Source organism: Propionicicella superfundia DSM 22317 (assembly GCF_000423465.1).
GTDB classification, from domain to species: domain Bacteria; phylum Actinomycetota; class Actinomycetes; order Propionibacteriales; family Propionibacteriaceae; genus Propionicicella; species Propionicicella superfundia.
Window position 1 is genome coordinate 1 of the sequence record NZ_AUIA01000017.1, and the last position, 20,247, is coordinate 20,247.

Annotated in this window: 16 protein-coding genes and 1 tRNA gene; 7 read left to right on the forward strand and 10 right to left on the reverse strand. The window is 69.3% G+C overall.

The window, feature by feature from the left end; all coding sequences use genetic code 11:
- Positions 1 to 318 (forward strand): integrase core domain-containing protein (locus G555_RS0102485; protein WP_028707646.1); only part of this gene is annotated, 318 nt, incomplete at its 5' end.
- A gap of 432 nt (positions 319 to 750) precedes the next feature.
- Here G555_RS0102485 and G555_RS17465 read toward each other — a convergent pair.
- From G555_RS17465 to G555_RS0102505, 4 genes are all read right to left on the reverse strand, one after another.
- Positions 751 to 1,602: a TIGR02391 family protein gene (locus G555_RS17465; protein WP_051208286.1), complete on the reverse strand. Its 852-nt coding sequence runs from the start codon at positions 1,600 to 1,602 to the stop codon at positions 751 to 753.
- 41 nt (positions 1,603 to 1,643) lie between these two features.
- Positions 1,644 to 2,468, reverse strand: a complete 825-nt coding sequence (locus tag G555_RS0102495) for a hypothetical protein (protein ID WP_028707647.1) — start codon at positions 2,466 to 2,468, stop codon at positions 1,644 to 1,646.
- A 66-nt stretch (positions 2,469 to 2,534) separates the two neighbouring features.
- Positions 2,535 to 3,293: a hypothetical protein gene (locus G555_RS17470; protein ID WP_156887393.1), complete on the reverse strand. Its 759-nt coding sequence runs from the start codon at positions 3,291 to 3,293 to the stop codon at positions 2,535 to 2,537.
- Entirely contained in the window at positions 3,275 to 3,955 is a 681-nt protein-coding gene (locus tag G555_RS0102505) for a hypothetical protein (RefSeq protein WP_028707648.1), read from the reverse strand. The genes G555_RS17470 and G555_RS0102505 overlap by 19 nt, the downstream gene beginning before the upstream one ends.
- Before the next feature lie 654 nt (positions 3,956 to 4,609).
- On the opposite strand from G555_RS0102505, the gene mobF reads away from it, so the two are divergent.
- The 4 genes from mobF (at position 4,610) to G555_RS0102525 (ending at position 10,548) form a co-directional block, all read left to right on the forward strand.
- Positions 4,610 to 8,557, forward strand: a complete 3,948-nt coding sequence (gene mobF, locus G555_RS17475; RefSeq protein WP_051208290.1) for a MobF family relaxase — start codon at positions 4,610 to 4,612, stop codon at positions 8,555 to 8,557.
- A gap of 60 nt (positions 8,558 to 8,617) precedes the next feature.
- Positions 8,618 to 8,875, forward strand: coding sequence for a helix-turn-helix domain-containing protein (locus G555_RS17480; protein WP_036920854.1), 258 nt, complete (start codon positions 8,618 to 8,620; stop codon positions 8,873 to 8,875).
- Positions 8,876 to 9,091: 216 nt separating this feature from the next.
- On the forward strand, positions 9,092 to 9,727 hold the full coding sequence (locus G555_RS0102520; protein ID WP_156887395.1) for a type IV toxin-antitoxin system AbiEi family antitoxin domain-containing protein: 636 nt from the start codon (positions 9,092 to 9,094) through the stop codon (positions 9,725 to 9,727).
- A gap of 86 nt (positions 9,728 to 9,813) precedes the next feature.
- The gene (locus G555_RS0102525) at positions 9,814 to 10,548 is read left to right on the forward strand and encodes a nucleotidyl transferase AbiEii/AbiGii toxin family protein (protein ID WP_169337847.1); all 735 of its coding nucleotides are present in this window, start codon (positions 9,814 to 9,816) and stop codon (positions 10,546 to 10,548) included.
- Between the two features lie 235 nt (positions 10,549 to 10,783).
- Here the strand turns inward: G555_RS0102525 and G555_RS0102530 are convergent, their stop codons facing one another.
- Positions 10,784 to 11,023, reverse strand: coding sequence for an addiction module protein (locus G555_RS0102530; protein ID WP_028707651.1), 240 nt, complete (start codon positions 11,021 to 11,023; stop codon positions 10,784 to 10,786).
- 161 nt (positions 11,024 to 11,184) lie between these two features.
- A tRNA-Ser gene (locus tag G555_RS0102535) sits at positions 11,185 to 11,272 on the reverse strand.
- Between the two features lie 91 nt (positions 11,273 to 11,363).
- Here G555_RS0102535 and G555_RS0102540 point away from each other — a divergent pair.
- On the forward strand, positions 11,364 to 12,272 hold the full coding sequence (locus G555_RS0102540) for a DMT family transporter (protein WP_036920861.1): 909 nt from the start codon (positions 11,364 to 11,366) through the stop codon (positions 12,270 to 12,272).
- Positions 12,273 to 12,364: 92 nt separating this feature from the next.
- Positions 12,365 to 12,841, forward strand: a complete 477-nt coding sequence (locus G555_RS0102545) for an aminoacyl-tRNA deacylase (RefSeq protein WP_028707653.1) — start codon at positions 12,365 to 12,367, stop codon at positions 12,839 to 12,841.
- A 66-nt stretch (positions 12,842 to 12,907) separates the two neighbouring features.
- On the opposite strand, the gene G555_RS0102550 is transcribed toward G555_RS0102545, so the two are convergent.
- From G555_RS0102550 to G555_RS20985, 4 genes are read right to left on the reverse strand one after another with little or no spacing between them, the layout of a single operon-like run.
- On the reverse strand, positions 12,908 to 14,191 hold the full coding sequence (locus tag G555_RS0102550; protein ID WP_028707654.1) for a hypothetical protein: 1,284 nt from the start codon (positions 14,189 to 14,191) through the stop codon (positions 12,908 to 12,910).
- Positions 14,188 to 17,625 (reverse strand): glycosyltransferase, encoded by a 3,438-nt coding sequence (locus tag G555_RS21680; RefSeq protein ID WP_211223153.1) that lies wholly within the window; start codon positions 17,623 to 17,625, stop codon positions 14,188 to 14,190. The genes G555_RS0102550 and G555_RS21680 overlap by 4 nt, the downstream gene beginning before the upstream one ends.
- The gene (locus G555_RS0102560; RefSeq protein WP_028707655.1) at positions 17,622 to 18,920 is read right to left on the reverse strand and encodes a lipopolysaccharide biosynthesis protein; all 1,299 of its coding nucleotides are present in this window, start codon (positions 18,918 to 18,920) and stop codon (positions 17,622 to 17,624) included. The genes G555_RS21680 and G555_RS0102560 overlap by 4 nt, the downstream gene beginning before the upstream one ends.
- The gene (locus tag G555_RS20985) at positions 18,917 to 20,053 is read right to left on the reverse strand and encodes a glycosyltransferase family 4 protein (RefSeq protein WP_169337848.1); all 1,137 of its coding nucleotides are present in this window, start codon (positions 20,051 to 20,053) and stop codon (positions 18,917 to 18,919) included. The genes G555_RS0102560 and G555_RS20985 overlap by 4 nt, the downstream gene beginning before the upstream one ends.
- Between the last annotated feature and the right edge of the window lie 194 nt (positions 20,054 to 20,247).

The following is a 20,247-nucleotide window of genomic DNA, read 5'->3' on the forward strand; positions in this document are numbered from 1 at the left end:
TGTACGGTGCACACCGACAGAGGGTCGCAATTCCGCAGCAGAAAATTCGTCGGTGCGCTCCACCGCCACTCGATGGTCGGATCGATGGGCAGGGTCGGTGCCTGCGGCGACAACGCCGCCATGGAGAGCTTCTTCTCCCTGCTCCAGAAGAACGTCCTCAACCGGCACGCCTGGACCACCCGCGAGGAACTCCGGATCGCCATCGTGACCTGGATCGAACGCACCTACCACCGACGCCGGCGCCAAGACGGGCTGGGCCGATTGACCCCCATCGAGTACGAGACCATCATGACCACGACAGCCACTCAGGCTGCGTGACTAACCACTGTCACCTGATCGTGCAGCAGACCCCTCAAGTGACTTGGCTGGTGCCGTCTTCTTCGCTACGCGTGCCACGCGTGCCCCTCTCGATCCCCCGCTCCATCGCTGGCTGAAACACTATCCGCGACGACCGACAGCAGGGTGGATCTCCAGCCTGAACAGGTTGGGGGAACGTATGCAGCACTCGGCAGGAGTGTGCATAGGTGATGGTTTCGGCGCTGCCACGATTCCCTCCGCCTGCCATCCCTGGGGCGAAGCCCACCGGCTCAGCCCTTGATCGGACCATAACACCTAGCCAAAGCCATGATTACCGCCTGCACTGTCCAATCCAGAGAGCGATCTGGGCTTCGCCCCCCCACGTCCCCAGATCGGGTCCCCAGACCCGGATTCCCTGATACACCCTGTGCACTTCGGAATAGATCAAGACCCTCAGACGGCTGACGTGCGCTCTCCTGCAGAGACCGACACCACGGCGCAGGAGTCGATAAGCCGTGCGAGCACACTCAGCGTTGCCAACCGTTCCAGGGCATCCTGCTCGGTCAGCGCCTCGTCGACGTGGGTGGCAGGGTTCCGGATCACCATGTTGGCGCCGGGCGCGAACTGCCGGAGCCCGTCGTTCATCGTGCGCACGTCCTGGTCGACCGGGTCTCCCGGCCATCGGAGACGGGGCTTCCCGGCTTCGGGTGAGCTCGCCGAGAAGGCTTGCTGCCAGAGGGAGGTGTCGGCTGAGTCGTTGCGCCCGGTTAGCTGCTTCATCTGGCCGGTGACTGCTTCGCCAGCTGCGGCGACTGCCTGCCTGAGGTGGCCGTCGTTCCAGAGCCGGCACGCCGCCGCCCAAACCAGAGGATGCAGTCGGACCGGGTCGAGCGAAGGGGCGGCAAGCGCCTCTGCCTTCGCCCTCAGCCCTTGCAGTCGGCCTGCTGCCTGGACTGCGCAGCCTCGCACGTTCGACGCCTCCAGCAGCGGTTTGGGCTGGAGCATGGTCGCCCAGTTCATGAAGGGATCGATCGTCCCAGCGCCCTGGACAGTCATGTAGATGCTGGTGACCTCGCTGAGGTCCATCAGAGTGCCGGACAGGCGGTGTAGCTCGGCAGTCAGTTCCTTGACGCGCCCCGCATCTGCGCCATCCCTCTCAAACACTGCGGGCGCAATCCCGAGTGCCAACGCGTTCGGGCCGGTGTTCTCAACGTGCAGCGTCATGAACTCATCGAACACAGCGATGAACTCCTGTAGGTGGCGAGAGAGAAAGTCGAGGTACTCCAGGTTCGTCTTCGGATCCACGGATCCATCGTGTCAGAGCCCGACGACAGCCCTGGCGGCGCTCAGTCTCGCTTGCGCTTGGCCTTCCCCGACACCCACCCGCCGCTGCTCGGAGACTGTGACCAAGCAACAACCTCGCGCTCTGCCTTGGCAGCCTTGGCGGCTGCCTCAACCGCCTGCGAGTACGCGCTGATCGCCTGCTTCGCCGTCTCGATGTCCGGAGTATCGATGACAGCGACGACCTCGCCGCCAGGGAGTGGGGTTCGCAGCTCGATCCGGGTCGTTGCGGCCGGGTCGAGTTTCCGCCGCTTCGGAAGCACAGCCATCAGCATCAGCTTCACTCCATCCCAGACTGCACTGGCCGCAAGGTCCGGACCGAGCGCGATGACGAAGTTCATGCCCAGTTCGAGAACCATCCTCGCGTCGTCCACCACGGAGAACTGGTAGAGACGGTTCCCGTTGGTCGTGGCCACCGCGCTCATGATCGAGCACGCAGCGGCAATCGTGTCGTCATCGAACCATGCGGCGTCGGCGGAAAGTTCGATTGATTCTGCGTCGGGGTTGATGCCGTCTGCTCTGCCCAGGGGTTCGATGGTTGCGAACGACATGCCATGCACATCGCCGACTTCGGCCCAGTCGTCAGTGTGGACGAAGCCGGTCAGCCTTACCGCACGCTCACCATCACTCAGCGTCACGATCTCTGCGTGAAGATCACGGGTGCGGATCGGTTGAAGTGGGTCATGGTGACCCTGAAACGGCACTCCGCCGGAGTTGAGCCCATCCGCGATGTCAGCAAGGGCGCTGTCGCTCAACCTGATGCCACCGTACTTCTCGACCCTGTGGGTGGTGGCCACGATGGCCTCAATCTCCGACCATTCATCCGTCATTCCTGAAGCGTATTGCCAGCACGCGCCGCACCCCGGACAAGAACCGGGTACATCGGAAGTTGGCCATCAACCTGTTGAGATGCCAAGCGCCCGTCGAACAAGGATGACATTCAACCGACCGCGGCGCCGGTCGGGCTCGTCGAGGTTCGCCCAGGACGGGTGAGTCTCGTCAGCAAGCAGGTCAGTGGTGGCCTTGATCCGCTTGCGATCGTTCGAACTCGCCGACGCGTAGTCGAGTGTCGAGGCATCCTCAATGCAGGCGAGCAGGACCGCTGAGTCGTCGAGGTGCCGTCCGCGGTCGCGATTGTCGACAAGGAAGGCCGCACTCTTGGCGACCAGCGCCCCGAGTTCGTCGGGGACGCCGATCTCGACATGCTTTCCGCCTCGGAATTCGAGCCGGTAGATGTCGCGCCGACGGATGGCCTGTTCACCGGCTGGCGCGGCGAACGCCGGCATTTGCGCGAGTCTCGGCTTCATCCGGGACGGCAGGTGGTCGGCGATCATGACGTCGATCTTCCGGCCGTCGGCGTGCACGAAACGGTAGGCGAACGTGTCGCCACGGCTGAGCCCAAAGCCAAGCCTCGCGAGCACCGTGCGAGCCTCGATGAGGCTCGCACGGTTCGCCGCGTAATCGACAAGGGCGTCGACGTCGTCGGTCGGACGGCCCATCAACACGCCGGCGCGCCTCGCGTGGGCGGCGACCATGAGCCCGCCGACGAGCGTCCAGTTCGAACCGGTGCCGGACTCGGCGAGTTCGATGACGGTTTGCCAGGCGGGGAGGCGGTCGTCATCCTGCATGTCGACGGTTAGTGCGCGGCCAGCCATGCCTGCCTCAACTCCTCGATCGCCCCCAACCCGGCACTGCGCTCCCGGGTATCCGTACTCAAGGCCAGGTCAGCGGCCACAACCGCCGCCGGCATCACGTCACCATCGAACCGGATTGGCAGGGTGTTCTCGTAGAGGACGTCCTGGCCGGCGAGTTCGGCAACCATGAAGTGCTGCTCGGCATAGTCGTCCACGGAGCCCTCACGGACGTAGCCGGAGACGCGGCGACGGTCGTCGATCAGGTCGGTGCCCAGGACCCTTGCTGCTGCGCGTCCGGTCGCGATGAGGCGCTGGGACGCGCGCTCAACATTGGCAGCCGTGTAGCGACGGGCGACTGTCCGCTTGCCGACTGCCTTAACGATCTTCTCGGCGCTCGACTCCCGGATACGCCGGCGGACGCGAGCCCGGGTGCTGGGCGTGAGCCAACCGGCGTCTAGGCCGGAGAGCTCCCACAGCAGACCCCAGGCCGAGGCCGCATCCAGGCCGCGGCCCTTGCCTCGCCGCGCCGACGTCTCGTAGCGAAGCACCGAGTCGCTGTCGGCCAGCCACGTCCTGTTGGCCAGCTGGCGCCCCGCGATGTCGCCGGTGTCGAGCAGGTCGCGCGCACGCCGCGTCGTCACGCCGAGGCGGTCGGCGAGTTCGGTGACGGTCAACTCAGCCATGTCAGAAAACTTCCTATCTCGGAACTATTCTGCCATACCTAGCACGGTCTGACAGGAGAGCGGGCCACAGATTGCGGTCGTACAAGGCCACACGTTGCAGCGATCCTCGGCCACGAGGCGCGGTTCCCCGCCCAAAGAGGTGGTCACAGAGAGGGGTCTCGGTTCCTTCTGGGGAGGTGAGGAACGAGGTCTCAGCAGATTCATGGCCCTCTCGGTGGCCACCGAGGGCAGGTCGGTGCCTTCTTCATAGGTGAACTCGACGCTGCGGGCGGCATCTTCCACGGCGGGGGTGTCCGTACAGGGGCGAGGAGCTGCTTCGGGTGGGCGAAAGGAGGCGAGTTGTCCGGCGAGAGGCGTTCCCAACTGGCGGTGCCCGGGGCAACACACGCCAGTTGAGAGTCACACAACGTGGACAGCCTGTTAGTGAGCGACCACCCCGGGCACCTGAACCGAAGCCTCGGCCGAGGCCCGATCTGACGTCAATCGAACTAGCAGCAGCCTGTAGGGGGTGAGACGCGCCAAGTTCTCCAGGTCTGTCCGGCGAAGGCCCGCTCATCTGCCTGTAGTGAGTGGGTGCTCAACAAACACATCGACGCGGGTGTCCGAATCAGGGTCGGCTCATCTGCTTATGAAAGTAGGAGGTGTTCGTCCGTGATGTCGATCGTGAAGCTGACTCCGGGGACGGTGGGCGACTACCTGACCCGCCACGTCGCTGCCCTGGACTCCACCGAGCTGGGACGGACGAAGCTCGCCGACTACTACCAGGTGGCCGGCGAGTCACCCGGCCGGTGGATGGGTTCGGGCCTGACTGGACTGGGCATGAAGCCCGGGGACGAGGTGACCGCCGAGCAGATGAAGTACCTGTTCGAGCAAGGCCGCCACCCGCTCAGCGACCAGCTCATCGAGGCGCTCGGCCCGGATGCGTCCGATCGCGACAAGGCCAGAGCGATCCGGCTGGGCCAGAAGTTCCCCGAGTTCGACAAGGCGACCCCGTTCCAGCTCGAGCTCGCTCGCCGCTACGACGAGGCCACCCGGGGACGTTCGCTCTCGGCGACGGACGGACGGAACCTCCGAGCCCGGCTGCGCAGCGAGGTCGGCGCCGAGCTGTTCCTCGCCAAACACGGTCGCGAGCCACTGACCCGCAACGAGCTGTACGGGTTCATCGCGAAGGTGTCCGCCCCGCCGAAAGCCGTCTCCGGATTCGACCTGACCTTCTCCCCGGTGAAGAGCGTGTCGACGCTGTGGGCGCTGGCCGACCCGAAGCTCGCCGCCCTCATCCGCCAGGCCCATGACGATTCGGTCGCCCACACCCTCGACTGGCTGGAGAGCAGCGCCGTCTTCACCCGCCGAGGCGCTGGCGGCGTCCGACAGGTCACCACGCGCGGGCTGATCGCCGCCGCGTTCACCCACCGCGACTCCCGCGCCGGCAATCCTGACCTGCACACCCACGTCGCCGTCGCGAACAAGGTGCAGGCCGAGGACGGCACCTGGCTCGCCCTCGACGGGGACACGCTCTACAAGGCGCGCGTGGATGCCTCGGAGGAGTACAACACCCACCTGGAGACCCGGCTCAAGGAGTTGGGACTGCGGTTCGCCCCGCGGCCGACCATCGAGCCGGGACGGCGGCCCGTCCGCGAGATTGTCGGGGTTCCCAGCGAACTGCTGGACGCGTGGTCGGTCCGGGCCCGCACGATCCGGGTCAAGGAGAAGGAACTCGCCCGGCGCTTCCAGGACGAGCACGGACGTCCACCCACCCCGATCGAGCGGATCGAGCTGGCGCAGCAGGCCACCCTGGCCACCCGCGAGCACAAGCACGCCCCCATCAGCGAGGCCACCCAGCGCGCCCGCTGGCAGCACGAGGCCCTCGGGGTGCTCGGGCCAGTCGCGTACGCCCGGATGCGCGACACCCTGTTCGGCGCCCCGCCCGCCCCGGCGCCGGTGCTGGACGACGCCTGGTTCGACCGCGTCGCCCAGGTTGTCGTCGAGACCATCGAACGGGACCGTGCCGAGTGGGGACCCACCCATGTCCGTGCCGAAGCCTCCCGACAGGCCCGCACCCACAACGTCGGCCTCGACCAGCTGGACGCTGCCGTGGACCGGTTGGTCGCCACCGCCCTCTCTCGGCACAGCGTCCCGCTGGACGCGTCGGACGACGGGATCGTCGAACCCGCCGGACTGCGCCGTCCGGACGGCACGTCGGTCTACGTGCGGGCGTTCTCGGCCCGGTACAGCTCGGCCCGGATCCTGGCTGCCGAGGCCGACCTCGTGAACGCCGCCGGCGCGCGTGGCGGGCGGGTCGTCGACCCGAACTCGCTCCACCTCGCCCTGCTGCAGTCCCTGGCCAACCGCGCGCCCCTCAACCCTGGCCAGCGGGACCTCGTTACCGCGATGGCCACCTCTGACCGGCGGCTGATGGTGGCGATCGCCCCGGCCGGTACCGGCAAGACCACCGCCCTGCGCACCCTCGCCGCCGCCTGGCGCAACAGCCGCGGTCATGTGCTCGGGCTTGCGCCGTCCGCGGCGGCCGCCGACCAGTTGCAGGAGCAACTCGGCGGGCGCACCGAGACGCTCCACAAGCTCGCCTGGCACCTTGCCCGACCCGAGGAACCGTTGCCCGAGTGGGCCGGGCGGGTCGGGCCGGCGTCCATGCTCGTGATCGACGAGGCCGGCATGGCGGACACCCTCACCCTGCACGCCGTCGTGACCTGGGCAATCGGACGGAGCGCAGCCGTTCGGCTGGTCGGCGACACCGCGCAGCTTGGGGCGGTCGGTGCCGGCGGCGTGTTGCGCGACATCGACGCCACATGGAGTGCGATCCGGTTGGAGGAGGTCGTCCGGTTCACCGATCCCGCGGAGGCAACCGCGTCGCTTGAGCTGCGGGACGGGAACCTGTCCGGGCTCGGGTACTACTTCGACCACGACCGCGTCCATGTGGGCGACTCCGACACCGTCCTCGACCAGGTGCTCGACGCCTGGGCCTTCGACCGGCAGAACGGACTCGACGCGATCATGCTCGCCCCCACCCGCGAGCAGGTCGCCCAGCTCAACGCGCTGGCCCGGGACGCCCGGCTCGGTGGGCACCTGGCGCGCTGGGAGGTTCCGCTGCGCGACGGGAACGCTGCGTCGAAGGGAGACGTGGTGATCACCCGCACCAACGACCGGCGGCTGCGCGTCGGGGCGTCCGACTGGGTGCGTAACGGCGACCGCTGGCTGGTCACCCGTGCCCGCGCGAGTGGTGCGATGACCGTGAAGCACCTGCGCACCGGCAAGACCACTGTGCTGCCGGCCGACTACGTCGCCGCCTCGGTCGACCTCGGCTACGCCACGACCATCCACACCGCCCAGGGCACCACCGCCGACACCTGCCACGGCATTCTCACCGGTGCCGAAGCCCGTCAGCTGTTCTACACGATGGCCAGCCGCGGACGGCAGGCCAACCACCTCTACCTCCAGGTGACCGGGCCGGTCGACGAGCATTCCGCCAACGATGCCCGGGTGCTCGAGCCGCCGTCGGCAGCCGAGCTGCTGGAGGCCATCCTCGCCCGGGACGACGGCCCGGTCTCGGCCACAACCCTGCGCCGCGAACTCGCCCGACCCGCCGAGCCACTGGCGCACGCCGTCGCCTGCTACCTCGACGCCATCACCTACGCCGCTGAGCAGATCGCGGAGCCGGGCCTGAAGGATGCGATCGATCGGCTGCCGTCCGCGTTCACCATGCTGGAGGACGCGCCCGCCTGGCCGACCCTGCGCGCCCACCTGTTCGTGATCGCAGCCGACGGACGCAACCCGCTGGGAGCCTTCCGCGCTGTCGTCGAGGAAGGACCCGTGGACGACGCCCGCGACGCAGCGGCCGTCCTCGACCACCGCCTCGACCGGCTCGACCCGGACGCCGGGCGCAGGCCGCTGCCGTGGCTGCCCGGCGTCCCCGCCCGGCTTGCCGCCGACCGCTACTGGGCCGGCTACCTCACCCAACGGGCGCAGTTGGTCACGCGGCTTGGCCGCGAGGTCCGCGACGAGGCCCTCGCAGCTACCACCGAGCCTGCCTGGCTGCACAGATTGCACATCGACCTGCCCGACGAGGTGGTCGCCGACATCGCCCAGTGGCGCGCCGCCCACGGCATCCCCGACACCGACCTGCGACCTACCGGCCCGATGACCCACCATCCTGCCGAGGTCCGCGTCCAGGAGCAGCTGAACGACCTCACGCTGACCGACCGGCCCGCCGTCCAGCTCTGGAACCGGCTGCTCACCGCCTGGGCACCCGTGCTCGCCGATGATCCCGGCACGGCTCTGCTCGCCCAGGAACTCGCCCACCGCTCAGCCACCCTCGACGGGCTTGAGAAGGACGTGGTGGCAGCAATCAACCGGCGCCCCCTGCCCGTCGACCAGCCCGCCGCCGCGCTCCGACTGCGACTCGACTACGACCTGCGCCCCGACCGTCCCGTCATCTGGGAGACCGTCGTGCCGCCCCGCCGCCCAAGCCCGCGGCCCACCCACACCGGGCCCAGCCTGCGCCCCGACGAGCACCTCGTCCGCAGCCCTGACCCGTTCCCCGGCGGCCCGCACCGCCAGGACCCCGGCGGCTACAGCATCGGCCGCTGACCCACAGACCCCCGGCCCAGCCGGACAAGAAAACCCATCCCCACGAAAGGAACGCCCATCATGAGCTCCCTCGCCGCGGTACGTCCGCTCTCCAACTCCGAGCCGCTGCCCGAGAGCCGGGAGTGGCTGTCGCTGCAGCAGGCGTCCCTGCGCTTCGGACTCAGCGTCGACACCCTCCGTCGCCGCATCCGCAAGGGACGGCTCCCCGGCTACCGCTTCGAAGGCCGACCCATCCGGGTCCGCATCGAGGACGTCGAGGCGCTGTTCCACCCCATCCCGATCGGCGACCGGATCGTTCGCCGGCGTCGGTCGCAGTGATCCCCTCACGAAGCGGAATCTCGTGAGGGCAAGTGCCGGTCGCAGCTGCGGGTGCGTCCCTCGGGCGCACGCCGGCGGCTGTGGCTGGCTGCTGACTACGGCAAACGAATATGTGCCCCACTGTGGCAACAATTCGGGGCGCCAGCCGCGAACCGGCGGACCTTCCAAGTTCAGTTGACAAGCCACCCCGAACCTCCAAGTGAAGGGGCCCCAAACTTGGAAGGTTCCGCCGCGCGCCAGCCCACCGCCCGCCTTGATCTGGCGGACACGCGCCAATACCGTACCAATATTGGTACGCTATTGGCAGGAGGAACGATGACCCACAGGCAGACCCTGCGCGAACTCGCATTCGACACCCACGGCGTCGTCACCGTCCGGGACGCCGAGGCAGCTGGCGTGCCTGCGGTCGAGGTCCGCAAGCTTGCGACCCGCGGCGCTCTCACCCGGGTCGGCCACGGCGTGTACCTGATGAATGAGGCTCCCAAGGACGGCCTGACCGAGTTCGCGATCGCGGTCGCTCTGGCGGGTGAGGATGCGGTGCTGGCCGACGACGCGGTGCTCGCCGCGCACGACCTCGCCCAGGTGAACCTCCGCCGCATCCGGGTCGCCACCGGCGACCGCGTCCGCAAACGCCTCCCGCCTTCTGTCGAGTTGGTCCGCCTGGACGTACCCGCCGAGGACCGCGACGACATCGACGGCGTGCCGGCGATGCGGCTCGGAACCGCCTTGCTTGCCAGCCGCGGCCGCGTGATGACCTCTCGGCTCGTTGACGCTGCGCGTCTCGCCGCCGCACGAGGCCTCATGGACGACGCCGAGGCCCAATCCGTCATCGCCGAACTGGAGAATGCATGACCATGGAAGCCCCGCGCCGCGTGAGCGATCTGCGACGCCAGATCGCCGGTCTGGCTCGTGACATGGGAACGACTGAACGGCGCCTGATGGCGCTGTTCGGCAACATGGTGCTGGCGCAGATGTTGCCCGACTCGGCCATCAAGGGCGGTACCGGGCTGAAGCTCCGCCTGGGCGAGCGCCTCACCCGCGAGACTCCCGACCTCGACACGGCCTACCGCGGCGACCTCGATGCCTTCCGCGACGAACTCGCGGCCCGGCTTGCAGCCGGCTGGGGCGGCTTCACGGGCACCGTGACGATGGGAGCCAAGCGCGCTCCAGCGACCGTCCCTGCGGCCTACGCGATGCAGCCCTTCCGCGTCACGCTGCGCTACCAGGGCAAGGTGTTCAAGGCGATCGACCTTGAGGTTGGCTACGACGAACTCGAGGCGACCGCCGAGCCAGCTGAACTCCGCATGTCAGCGGAGGTGGTGGACCTCTTCGCCGCTCTCGGCTTGCCTGCCCCCGCGCCGGTGCGGGTGCAGCCCCTGCATCACCAGGTCGCCCAGAAGATCCATGCGGCCACCGCACCCGGCAGCGACCGAGCCCACGACCTGGTCGACCTGCAACTGACCGTCCCGCTCACCGACGAAACCCTGGTCGCGACAGCAGCACGACGGACGTTCGCCTACCGCAATGAGCACCCCTGGCCGCCGACGGCGGTTGCCGACCCCGAGTGGGAGAGCCTCTACGCCATCGCCGCCGAGGGCCTCGACGTGCTGCCCACCGCCGAGTCCGCCGTCGACTGGCTCAACACCTACATCGCGCGCCTCGCATCGATCTGATTCGTCGGCAGGCTGCGACCAGACGCTGACTAGGGCAAACGAATTGTTGGCACACTGAAGCAACAGTCGGCGTGGTAGGGCGGACGGGTAAGAACTTCCAGGTTCAATTTGCATGCTAGGTCAGCATCAGCCTCGTCCACGAGGCGACTGCCCAAGCCAGGCGCCTGGTCCTCGTACCAATCGACGGCGTCCAGAAACTCCTCGCGAGCCGCAGGGTGCTCGCGCCAACCCAGCATTACTTACGACGCTCGGCCAGGCGTGCCCGCGCGATGGCGATCGTCTCCTCGCCGTCGACAAGCTCCACCTTGCCGGTCATGATCTCGTCGACCCGCCGGTCAATCTCCTCGTCCCAAGCAGCATCGACCTCGGCCTGCTCGGCCTCGTCAACCCGCTGCAGCGCGAGCGCGGCGATCTCACGCTCATCGGGAGACAGGTGCTTACCCGCCTCGATGTAGTCCGCGAGTTCCGACGTCATGGCTTGAGCGTACGACCCGCATCCGACGTTGAGACGAGAGTTGACGTCCCCTGGAAGCGCCCCGCGGAAATTTAGCGCAAAGATAGCGCACAACCTCGGCTTTGACTGGTCAACTGACTCAGAAACGACGATTCCCGCCCTAGTCAGGGCGGGAATCGGAGTGGCGGAGGATACGAGATTCGAACTCGTGAGGGTGTGAACCCAACCCGCTTTCCAAGCGAGCGCCATAGGCCTCTAGGCGAATCCTCCGCCAGGTAGCGTACAGGACTCGTCCCGTTCGCTCGAACCGGCCCGTTGGACACCCGTCTGTCGCCGACCGACCACCCCGTAGAGTCCGAGGGTGGTCCAGGCAGGCAAGCATCGCGGCGGCGTCCTGCCGACGCTGCTCATCCTCGCCATGACCGCGGTCTGGGGTTCCACGTTCTTCCTCATCCGCGATCTCGTGAAGATCATGCCGACCCTGGACTTCCTGTCGGTGCGCTTCACCATCGCCGCGGTCGTCATGGTCGCGCTCTTCTGGCGCCACCTGCGCCGCCTCACTCGCCGCGACTGGCTCGCCGGTGCCCTCATCGGCGGCCTGTACGGCGCCGCCCAGATCCTCCAGACCTTCGGGCTGGAACGCACCTCGGCGACCATGTCGGGCTTCGTCACCGGGCTGTACGTCGTGTTCACCCCGATCCTCGCCGCACTCGTGTTCCGCGACCGGCTGGGAGGGGCCGTGTGGACGGCGGTGGCCCTGTCGCTGGCAGGCCTCGCAACGCTGTCCCTCCAGCCCGGCGGGCTGCAGTTCGGCCCCGGGGAATGGCTCACGCTCGCCTCGGCCATCGTCTACGCCGCCCAGATCCTCGCGACCGGACGGTGGTCCACCGTCTCGAACGCGACCGGGCTCGCCGTGGTCCAGACGATGACCATCGCCGCCATGACGACGGTGGTCGCGGCGCCCGACGGGTACATCCTGCCGACGTCCTCGACGCACTGGATCGTCATCGCCTACATGGCGCTCATCGCCGGCGCGGGCGCCGTGTGGGCGCAGACATGGGCACAGGCCCGCATCGCTCCGGCCCGCGCCGCCGTCCTGATGACGACCGAGCCCCTGTTCGCCGCGTTGTTCGCCATCGGCATCGGCGGCGAGCCGTTCACCCTGCGGGTCGTCGTCGGCGGGTTGCTGATCGTGTCGGCCATGTACGTGGTCGAACTCGGGTCGCGCCGCGCCCCACCCGCCGAGGCGATCCACCCGACAGCGCCCTGAGGATGCCGGCGCCCGCCCCGCCCGTCTTCTGCGGCGAGTCGAGGCCCGCTCGGTCACGTGGTCGGTTCGTGCACACGATCTAGACTCGGCGCGTGGCCGAACTCACGGGGATCGAGCGCGCCGAAGCCGCGCTGACAGCGTCCGGGATCGCGTTCGAGATCACCCGGCACGGCCCGGTCTCCTCGCTGGAGGAGGCCGCCGCGGCGCGCGGCGTGACCCCGGGCGACATCGTGAAGACCCTCGTGGTGCGGAGGTCCGAAGGCGAGTACCTGTTCGTGCTCGTGCCCGGCGATCGCCAGATCAGTTGGCCGAAGCTGCGCACCCACCTCGGCGTGAACAGGGTGTCCATGCCCGACGCCGCCACCGCGCGGGACGCCACGGGCTACGAACGAGGCACCATCACCCCCTTCGGATCGATCCACCCCTGGCCGGTCGTCGCCGATGCGACGGTGGCCGGACGACGGGTGTCCATCGGTGCGGGCGGCCACGGCGTCGCCGCACTCGTGGACGCCGACGACCTCATCCGCGTCCTCGGCGCCGAGTCCGTCGACGTGTCGGAACCCGCCTAGCGGAGCGCCCGACGCTCGTCGAGAACGACCGGAACCGTCGCGGGAAGCGACCAGCTCATCGGCCCGCTACACAGGCCGCGACGCCTCCAGCAAGGCGACAGGATCGTCCCCGATCACCTGCAGCGCGCGTCGCATCGCCTTCTCGGGGATCACATTGCGGTGGAACGACCACGTGGCGCTCAGCCGCCCGCCCACGAGCATCGTGGCCAACGTCACGGCATCGGGGGCGGCCGGAGTGGTGCTCGCGCTGTAGCAGCGCAGGTCCTTCCGTCGCCACGGCATCAGTTCGACGTCGCGGCTGCGCGGGGCGAAGGCGAAAGCCGGAACGATGACGGGCGACGAGGACACCGACCTCGGCGGTCCCTGTCGGGCGAAGCGCCTCTTCGCCGTCGAGACCGCCATCGTCGCCAGCGGGCGACCCGACACGAAGGTGCGGCTGAGAGTGTCGCCCACCTCGATCGGGTCGTCGGCGAAACGCTGCCGGATCCCGACCACGAAGTTCCCCCGTGCGCAGGCCCCGCGCGGAAGATGCCTGCGGCAGTCGTACAGGACGAGCGTGTCGGGGGACACCGGGACTCCGGCCTCCCTCAAGGCGAGCCGCATCAGGACGAGGTAGACACTCGCCATGGACGCGTCGGGGGCCTGAGCGCGCCGCCAGCGCTGCACGCTCTCCCACGAGGAACGGTCGAACACCGTGAAGACGCTGGCCATGGCGGGCTCCCACGGCTCCGTCGCCGTGGCCGCCGGTTCGGACCGCCGCCCGAACGGACGGACGGCGGACAGGCGGTCGCGGATCAACCCCGAGAACCGCCCGCTACGCTGGCCGAACGCGTGTCGCACCGCCAGCAGGAGCGGGTGCCTGCTCGGCTCCGCGGCGACCCATTTCGGAAGCAGACCCGTCGTGGCCACCCCGACGAGCGCACTCGTCATGCCGAGGAGAAGCTGAGCGTCCCCGAGGGCGTGGCTCTGGTCCCACAGGAGCAGATCGCCGGCTCGGGTGATCGACAGCGGCAGCCGTTCGCGGTTGCGCCCGGCCGAGAGCCGCTCGATCGCGGCAAGGATCTCCGCAGGAGCCGGCTCGCCCTCGGGCAGAGCGGGCTCCCCGGCGTGCACGACCTCCTCGGCCAGTTCCGCAAGCCGACCGGGGTCGAAACACCAGCGTCTTCGACGGGCATCGATGGTCCAGCCGGCGCGCGTCCTGCCGTCCAGTTCCGCCAGCTCGACGAAGGCTGCGCGCAGATCCGAGACCGGGGGCAGATCCAGCGGGCCGATCACGGCCGTGGTCTGCTGGCCGACCCACTGTCTGTCGAGACCGCTGATGGGTATGCACCGAGCGCTGCCGGATGTCATGACTCGCCTTTCTGAACGGTGGCCCGGAACACCCACAGGTCTTCGTCGTGGATCACCAGGGTCCATCTCGGGTTCTCCTGCAGCAGCGCCGGGAGCCGCTCCAACCCGCCATCGGGGTACAGGCCGTAGTAGTCCGAGACGACGACCATCTGCCGGCTCACGACCACGTAGGTCGGGATCCCCTGCTGCCCGATCGCGGCCTCCAGCACGGCGACGTCCGCCTGCGAGGTGAAGGCCAGTGTGGAGACCTCCAGGTTGGGCACGAGGGGGAGGTCGTAGTTCGCGTAGGCACGGGCGAACGCGACGTACTCCGCGACGGGACGATCGGGCAGCCCGGTCGCCATTCCGAGGATGAGCGCCGGCGGATCGATCCGTGCGTACAGCGACTTCGCGTGAGCGAACTGCTCCGTGGAGACATAGCTCGCAGGCCAGGTGCCCAGGTAGCCCTGCAGGGAGCACAGGGACATCACGATCACGAGCACGCTGGTCAGGATCCCGTGCGCTTTCGCCTGGACGCCTCGGACGGGCAGGCGCGCGAGGCCGTTGACCAGCCACCCCGACACGAGCAGGGCGCAGCCCGGCAAGGAGTACAGAAACACCCGGAAGATCGCCTCGCCGCCGTAGGACTGCCCGAGGAGCAGCCCGAAGGAGGAGAACCCCAGGATGAGCGGGACCCACACCGGCCGCCCGGTGAGCCATCTGTTCACCGCGAGGACGGCCGCCCCGGCCCACAGCACGAGCGGGGGAAGACGGTCGACGAACATGGTGAACTGTCTCCCGGCCGAGCCGACCGTCGGGATGTTGGACTGCGCGTTCGTCAGCGGCGAGAACCCCGACACGAACCCGTAGTCGGCCACGATCGAGGAGTTCGCAGCCACGAACGAGCCGGCGACGAGGGCGAGGACGATCCCGAGCCACCACGGCCTGACCCGCCGGGTGACGCCCAGGACGAGGGCGATCCCGGCGACCCAGATCGGTGTCAACTGATGCGTGACGGTGAGGGCGACGAACGACGGCACGATGAGCCACCCCAGCCGCGGCATGGTCTTCGTGCGGAGGAGCAGTCCGATCAGGCCCACGGCCATGAGGTACGCGACGGACTGGGGCGCGTAGTAGTCCTGTCCCACCCAGTTGAGCGTCTCGACGACGAGCACGGCCATCAGCGCCACGCGCCGCGTCCGCCCGAACGCGCGCGCCAGGTCGTAGACCGCGGTCGCCAGCCCGATGTGGATTCCGACGGCGAACCAGTGGGCGAAGCCGAGTTGACCCGCTCCGCTGACCGACATGAGCCAGGCGGAGCCGGCGAACATCCCCGGCCACATGTTGTAGATGTCGACGTCCGGTGCGAGCGTGCCGGTCTGCAGGATCCAGTCGACGACACCCATGTGCTTGTACGCCCAGGTGTAGATGGGCAAAGGGCTGAGCAGCGGCACGCTGGCCCGGGTGACGGCGATGAGCGCCAGCAGGGCGCCGGCCGCGCCCACGAGCCGATCCTGCATCAGGAGCAGGACGAATCCCAGCAGGACGAGAACGGTCGCCACGATCAGGCCCGGCACCTGGAAGAGCAGCCCGAAGTTGCTGGTGGGAGTCCCGTCCGCCGTCAGAAGCGAGACGACCCAGACGAGGAGACCGCCCACGGTCACCACCACCGGCCCCAGGAGGCCCAGCCGGTCCCCGACGCGCAGACGACGACCGTGGGCGATCTTCAGCCACCGCGGCCACGACGAACGCAGGACGCCGGGCCGCAATCCCTGCACACCTCCGACGACCGTTATGGCCAGGAGCACCCAGGTGACCGTGCCGGGGTACCAGGACCCGAGGACGAGCATCAGATACCCCACTCCGGTGAGGAGGGAGAGCCCGACGGTCATCGTCACCACCGCTGCCGTGCTGGTCGGCAGGGCGAGCCGCGCCGCGATGACGGCTCCGGGCCCGACGAGGAGGAAGACGACGATCCCGGCGAGCCGCAGGTCGGAGGGCAATGCGGCGATCTGGCCCAGAAGACCGCAGGCCGCCGCGACCAGCGCCGCGACGCGCAGCCAGGCCGCGCGACCGGTCCGGCCGAGCCCGCCGGACAGCGGCAGCGACTCGTGGCCCGCGGGTTCGGCATCCATGCGCAGCGGTGCCGGGCGTCCGCCCATCATGCGCGACCGCACCAGCCGCCACGGACCTCGTAGCGCCGACCTCACTTCGAGGGCACCGAGGTCCTGCGTGTACTCGGCAGGCAGATCCGCATCGGAGATCGCCCTGCCCTCCCGTTCCGGGGCGGCCTCTCCGCGAGCCATCCTCGCGGCGCGGCGGATCCCTCCCGGGACGCGCCGGGCGAGCATCCATGCCGTGCGGGGCTGGAGCGCGACCTTGGTCAGCCACGCGCCGAGCCCGAGACCGTACCCGACCGCCTGTTTGCGCAGGGCGGGGATGTCGTCGCGGTGCCGGTGCCACACGACGGCGGACGGCTCGACGACGAGACCGCCGCCGTCCAGCAGGATCCGGACGAACATGTCGATGTCCTCGCCGCCGCCGGTCGGCGTCCCGACGCCGAGGGCCTCGTCGAAGCCGCCGAGCCGCTGCAGGGTCTCGCGCCGCACCGCGAAGCTCGCGCCGGTGCCGAAGTCGCCCACGCGGAACGGGAACAGGGGGTTGTCCGCCGGGGGCTCGTCGAGCCGGAACATCCGCACGCTCGTGGCGTCGGACCAACTGACGCGGCGGTCGAACCACATCTGGGTGCGGGTGCGCAGTTCGCCGGTCGGCACCAGCCCGCTGACGCACTCGACGTCGCCACGGTCGAATCCCGCGACGAGCCCCCGCAGCCACAGCCGGTCGACGACCACGTCGTCGTCGGTGTACGCGACGATCTCGCCGCGTGCCGCCCGCAGCCCGGTGTTGCGGGCGCGGGAGAGGCCCGGGACGGGTTCGGACACCAGCCGGATCCGCGGATCGCCGAGGCTCCGGACGTAGTCGGCTGTCGCGGGGGTCGGGGACGCGTTGTCCACGACGACGATGTCGTAGTCCTCGTAGTCGAGATCGCGGACGGAGGCCAGCGCGGAGGCCAGGGAGTCGACACGGTCGCGGGTGCAGATGATCACGGTGATCGACGGGGACGTCGCAGGGCTCGGCACCTCGTCGCCATGCGGCAGGCCGGCCGCCGCGCGGCTCAGCTCGGCGGTCTCGATCCAGCCGTCGTCCGTCTGCGAGGCGTAGATCGGCAGCACGACGAAGCCGCGGACCCGCATCCCCTCGCGGATCAGCACCTGGGCACGGTTGTACCCCCGCGAACCCCGCAGGGGCAGCCAGTCGGCGGCTCCGTCGAGACGGGTGAGGTCCACCCCCGCGACCCAGGTCGCCCCGCGCCACGGCAGGTCGTCGACCTGCTCGGGGACGTCGGTGGACATGGCCGGGAAGATCTCCCGCAGGGCCGGGGCCGAGTCGTTCATCGCGCCACTCCCGGGCCGGTGCGCACGAGCCCGATCGCGCCCGGCACGCTCGTCACGAGTGTTCCGGCGAGGACGCCGCACGCGGCTCCCGGGGCACCGGCCATGCCTGCGCCCACCAGGGCGAGTGACACGGTGACGGTCGCTCCGAGGATGTTGACGATCAGCAATTCGGTGGTGCGGTGGTGGATCCGCATGAGGGCGGTCCACACCTCGAAGGCCGTTCGCAGCGCCGAGCCGACCGCGAGCACGATCAGCGTCAGGTAGGCGGCCGTCGTCTGATACTCCGGCCCGAAGACTCCCAGCGCCCATCGCCCGAGGACCAGCAGGCCTGCGAGGAAGACGCCGGCGATCAGGAGCAGCCGCAACCAGACCCGTCGGGCGAGATCCCCCACGCGTTCGGGATGAGCGGCTCCGTTGGTCGTCAGCGAGACCGTGATCGCGCTCGTGATCAGGTCGAAGCCCAGGCTCACCTGCAGGCAGAGCATGAACACCGCGCCCTGACTGCCCCCGGCCACGGCCGTGACGACGAACGGGAGACCCATGAAGACCCCGAGGCCGAGCGCGGAACCGGTCCCGTCGCGCAGGACGAAGAGGACGACCCGGCGTCGGCTCTCGCGCAGCCACGCGCGTCCCTCCGCGGGGGGATCGGCGATCCCGGCGCATTCGGCGGCGGTCGGCGGTGCGACCCGCGTCCGGATCAGGCCGAGCACGACGACGACGGCGACGATGGCCGGCAGCACCATGGACACGCTCGCCGGATGGGGGACGAGCGGGGCCAGCACCAGCAGGAGCGCCAGTTTCGCGATGTTGACCGGAAGGTTCTCCCAGACGAGCCAGCGTGCCCGGCCCGTGGCGGTGAGGACCGGATCCTGTACGACGAACAGCGCCCACACCATCGTCGCGGCGGTGACGAGCAGCACCGTGAGCGGCGATTCGTTGCCCGGGACGAGGAGCATGACGAGGACCCCGACGATCAGGCCGGTGACGAGGGATGCGCAGAGGACGATCCTGAGCCCGAACTGGATCAGTCTCGCCCGCCCGACTCCGCTGCCGGGGATGCAGACGACGAAGGCGTTCCCGACTCCCGTCGCTGCGATGGCGGCCGCCGCCGTGATCGCGGAGACGACCGCCGAGTCGTTCCCCAGCGCCTCGGCCGGCATGAGCCTGGCTGCGACGACCCAGAACGCGACACCGACGAGCGCCGTGGAGCCCGACGCGATGAAGAGGAACACGGAGTCCCCCACGATGTGGCGGATCAGGCTGTCGTGCGGTCGTTTCTCGGGTGCGATCGTCACGCGACCTCCGCACGGACGCGCGCGGCGACGCGGTCGGCCTGCGCGGTCAGGGAGAAGCCGTCCACGACGCGGCGGCGTCCCTGTGCGCCGAGACGCTCGCGGAGCGTCGCGTCCTGGGTCAGGCGCGCCAACGCCGCGCGTAGGGTTCCGACGTCGAGGGCGGGGACGACGAATCCCGTCTCCCCGTCGGCGACGATCTGCGGTACTCCGGCCGCCCGGTAGGCGACGACCGGGATGCCGCACGCCTGTGCCTCGAGGAGGCCCAGGGGCATGCCTTCGACGGTGCCGCAGTGAGCGACGACGTCGCTCGCGTTCAGCACCGCGGGCACGTCCGACCGCTCCCCCACGAATCGCACCCGGCCGCCGAGCATCCGCTCCGCGCGGGCCGTGACCTCGGCGGCGTAGTCGGGATACTGGCTGGTCGCCCCCGCGACGGCCAGTCTGACGCGCGGGTCGGAGATGCCGGCGACGGCGTCGATCAGATCCTCGATCCGCTTCACCGGGTCGAGCCGGGTGAGCGCTGTGACGAGGATGTCGCCCGGCTGCGCTCCGAGTTCCCGCCGGGTCGCCGGATCGGCGCCGGTGGGGTGGAACATGCCGATGTCGACGCCGTTGGGGACGACGGTGGTCCGCGGCCCTCCTTTCACCTGCTCGGCGACGTCGGCGCTGACCGCGATGGCGCCGCGGGCGAGCGTGCAGGCGAGCCGGCGCAGCCTCGTGCCGAATCCGGGGACGCTCTGTTCGTGCAGGTACAGCAGGGTGGGCACCCTGCCCGACAGTCCTGCGAGCGCCGCGTCGAGATGTGTCCAGTGGGCGTTGGCCAGCACGACGTCGGCGCCGGTCTCGGCCGCGCCCCGTGCGATGGCCCCGACGGCGCGCGGCACGCCGGCCGCCTCGCGGGCAAGGCGGGCGACGCTGATGGGCCCGGTGTCGCCCTGCGTCCGGATCGAGTGGTCCAGGGGGATGTCGAGCTCGTGGAAGCCGAAGCCGGCGGCCTGCCATTGGAGCGCGAGGTCGAGCCCCGGCGGAGATCCGAGAACAGGCGTGATACCCCGCGCCACCAGCAGCGGAGCGAGCCGCAGGAGCACCCGCTGGGCTCCGAACATGCCCCGGCCCTGGTCGACAAGGAGCAAGGTCAATCCGTCCCCCGTCATAAGCTCCCCCCGTAAGCAGTCGCCCACCCCTGCATGAACGCGGCTGCCCCCCGGCATCACCGCGCGCCTCGGCGAGCGACCATGATTCTTCCGAGCCGTCATCGTAATCGCCTCGTCTCCGAGGGAAAAACTACGACTGCATTCCTGGAACCACAAGCGCAAACGCATCCCTT

What these genes read in the sequence shown, in the direction of transcription:
- G555_RS0102550 (WP_028707654.1), bottom strand. Translation starts at nt 14,191, where the DNA reads ATGACATCCGGCAGCGCTCGGTGCATACCCATCAGCGGTCTCGACAGA.
- G555_RS17480 (WP_036920854.1), top strand. Translation starts at nt 8,618, where the DNA reads ATGAGCTCCCTCGCCGCGGTACGTCCGCTCTCCAACTCCGAGCCGCTG.
- G555_RS0102495 (WP_028707647.1), bottom strand. Translation starts at nt 2,468, where the DNA reads ATGACGGATGAATGGTCGGAGATTGAGGCCATCGTGGCCACCACCCAC.
- G555_RS21680 (WP_211223153.1), bottom strand. Translation starts at nt 17,625, where the DNA reads ATGAACGACTCGGCCCCGGCCCTGCGGGAGATCTTCCCGGCCATGTCC.
- mobF (WP_051208290.1), top strand. Translation starts at nt 4,610, where the DNA reads ATGTCGATCGTGAAGCTGACTCCGGGGACGGTGGGCGACTACCTGACC.
- G555_RS0102530 (WP_028707651.1), bottom strand. Translation starts at nt 11,023, where the DNA reads ATGACGTCGGAACTCGCGGACTACATCGAGGCGGGTAAGCACCTGTCT.
- G555_RS17470 (WP_156887393.1), bottom strand. Translation starts at nt 3,293, where the DNA reads ATGGCTGGCCGCGCACTAACCGTCGACATGCAGGATGACGACCGCCTC.
- G555_RS0102505 (WP_028707648.1), bottom strand. Translation starts at nt 3,955, where the DNA reads ATGGCTGAGTTGACCGTCACCGAACTCGCCGACCGCCTCGGCGTGACG.
- G555_RS0102525 (WP_169337847.1), top strand. Translation starts at nt 9,814, where the DNA reads ATGGCGCTGTTCGGCAACATGGTGCTGGCGCAGATGTTGCCCGACTCG.